Consider the following 2,951-nt stretch of genomic DNA (forward strand, 5'->3'; position numbering starts at 1 on the left):
AACATGAGTTATGTCATGTTATCGACATGTGAATTCATAGCATGTCAGAAGGCAGACCCGGAGAACTGAAACATCTTAGTACCCGGAGGAAGAGAAAGAAAAATCGATTCCCTGAGTAGCGGCGAGCGAAACGGGAAGAGCCCAAACCAACAAGCTTGCTTGTTGGGGTTGTAGGACACTCTATACGGAGTTACAAAAGAACATGTTAGACGAATCATCTGGAAAGATGAATCAAAGAAGGTAATAATCCTGTAGTCGAAAACATATTCTCTCTTGAGTGGATCCTGAGTACGACGGAGCACGTGAAATTCCGTCGGAATCTAGGAGGACCATCTCCTAAGGCTAAATACTCTCTAGTGACCGATAGTGAACCAGTACCGTGAGGGAAAGGTGAAAAGTACCCCGGAAGGGGAGTGAAAGAGAACTTGAAACCGTGTGCTTACAAGTAGTCAGAGCCCGTTTATGGGTGATGGCGTGCCTTTTGTAGAATGAACCGGCGAGTTACGATCTGATGCAAGGTTAAGCAGCGAATGTGGAGCCGTAGCGAAAGCGAGTCTGAATAGGGCGTTGAGTATTTGGTCGTAGACCCGAAACCAGGTGATCTACCCTTGGTCAGGTTGAAGTTCAGGTAACACTGAATGGAGGACCGAACCGACTTACGTTGAAAAGTGAGCGGATGAACTGAGGGTAGCGGAGAAATTCCAATCGAACTTGGAGATAGCTGGTTCTCTCCGAAATAGCTTTAGGGCTAGCCTCAAGTGATGATTATTGGAGGTAGAGCACTGTTTGGACGAGGGGCCCCTCTCGGGTTACCGAATTCAGACAAACTCCGAATGCCAATCAATTTAACTTGGGAGTCAGAACATGGGTGATAAGGTCCGTGTTCGAAAGGGAAACAGCCCAGACCACCAGCTAAGGTCCCAAAATATATGTTAAGTGGAAAAGGATGTGGCGTTGCCCAGACAACTAGGATGTTGGCTTAGAAGCAGCCATCATTTAAAGAGTGCGTAATAGCTCACTAGTCGAGTGACACTGCGCCGAAAATGTACCGGGGCTAAACATATTACCGAAGCTGTGGATTGTCCTTCGGACAATGGTAGGAGAGCGTTCTAAGGGCGTTGAAGCATGATCGCAAGGACATGTGGAGCGCTTAGAAGTGAGAATGCCGGTGTGAGTAGCGAAAGACGGGTGAGAATCCCGTCCACCGATTGACTAAGGTTTCCAGAGGAAGGCTCGTCCGCTCTGGGTTAGTCGGGTCCTAAGCTGAGGCCGACAGGCGTAGGCGATGGATAACAGGTTGATATTCCTGTACCACCTAGTATCGTTTTAATCGATGGGGGGACGCAGTAGGATAGGCGAAGCGTGCTGTTGGAGTGCACGTCCAAGCAGTAAGGCTGAGTGTTAGGCAAATCCGGCACTCGTTAGGCTGAGCTGTGATGGGGAGAGGAAATTGTTTCCTCGAGTCGTTGATTTCACACTGCCGAGAAAAGCCTCTAGATAGATAACAGGTGCCCGTACCGCAAACCGACACAGGTAGTCAAGATGAGAATTCTAAGGTGAGCGAGCGAACTCTCGTTAAGGAACTCGGCAAAATGACCCCGTAACTTCGGGAGAAGGGGTGCTCTTTAGGGTTCACGCCCAGAAGAGCCGCAGTGAATAGGCCCAAGCGACTGTTTATCAAAAACACAGGTCTCTGCTAAACCGTAAGGTGATGTATAGGGGCTGACGCCTGCCCGGTGCTGGAAGGTTAAGAGGAGTGGTTAGCTTCTGCGAAGCCACGAATCGAAGCCCCAGTAAACGGCGGCCGTAACTATAACGGTCCTAAGGTAGCGAAATTCCTTGTCGGGTAAGTTCCGACCCGCACGAAAGGCGTAACGATTTGGGCACTGTCTCAACGAGAGACTCGGTGAAATCATAGTACCTGTGAAGATGCAGGTTACCCGCGACAGGACGGAAAGACCCCGTGGAGCTTTACTGTAGCCTGATATTGAAATTCGGCACAGCTTGTACAGGATAGGTAGGAGCCATTGAAACGTGAGCGCTAGCTTACGTGGAGGCGTTGGTGGGATACTACCCTAGCTGTGTTGGCTTTCTAACCCGCACCACTTATCGTGGTGGGAGACAGTGTCAGGCGGGCAGTTTGACTGGGGCGGTCGCCTCCTAAAAGGTAACGGAGGCGCTCAAAGGTTCCCTCAGAATGGTTGGAAATCATTCACAGAGTGTAAAGGCATAAGGGAGCTTGACTGCGAGACCTACAAGTCGAGCAGGGTCGAAAGACGGACTTAGTGATCCGGTGGTTCCGCATGGAAGGGCCATCGCTCAACGGATAAAAGCTACCCCGGGGATAACAGGCTTATCTCCCCCAAGAGTTCACATCGACGGGGAGGTTTGGCACCTCGATGTCGGCTCATCGCATCCTGGGGCTGTAGTCGGTCCCAAGGGTTGGGCTGTTCGCCCATTAAAGCGGTACGCGAGCTGGGTTCAGAACGTCGTGAGACAGTTCGGTCCCTATCCGTCGTGGGCGTAGGAAATTTGAGAGGAGCTGTCCTTAGTACGAGAGGACCGGGATGGACATACCTCTGGTGTACCAGTTGTCGTGCCAACGGCATAGCTGGGTAGCTATGTATGGACGGGATAAGTGCTGAAAGCATCTAAGCATGAAGCCCCCCTCAAGATGAGATTTCCCAACTTCGGTTATAAGATCCCTCGAAGATGACGAGGTTAATAGGTTCGAGGTGGAAGCGTGGTGACACGTGGAGCTGACGAATACTAATCGATCGAAGACTTAATCAATATTAAAATGTTTTGCGACGCAAAATCATTACTTACTATCTAGTTTTGAATGTATAACACATTCATTTGTCTGGTGACAATGGCAAGGAGGTCACACCTGTTCCCATGCCGAACACAGAAGTTAAGCTCCTTAGCGCCGATGGTAGTCGGGCTTACGT

2 rRNA genes are annotated in these 2,951 nt (G+C 50.2%); both read left to right on the forward strand.

Annotation, left to right across the window (positions count from 1 at the left end):
• Positions 1 to 6 precede the first annotated feature (6 nt).
• Positions 7 to 2,793, forward strand: a 23S ribosomal RNA gene (locus CM54_RS12475).
• Between the two features lie 69 nt (positions 2,794 to 2,862).
• A 5S ribosomal RNA gene (rrf, locus tag CM54_RS12195) occupies positions 2,863 to 2,951 on the forward strand; the annotation flags it as partial.

Origin of the sequence: Staphylococcus sp. TE8, assembly GCF_000692055.1 — a bacterium.
Taxonomy (GTDB): domain Bacteria; phylum Bacillota; class Bacilli; order Staphylococcales; family Staphylococcaceae; genus Staphylococcus; species Staphylococcus capitis.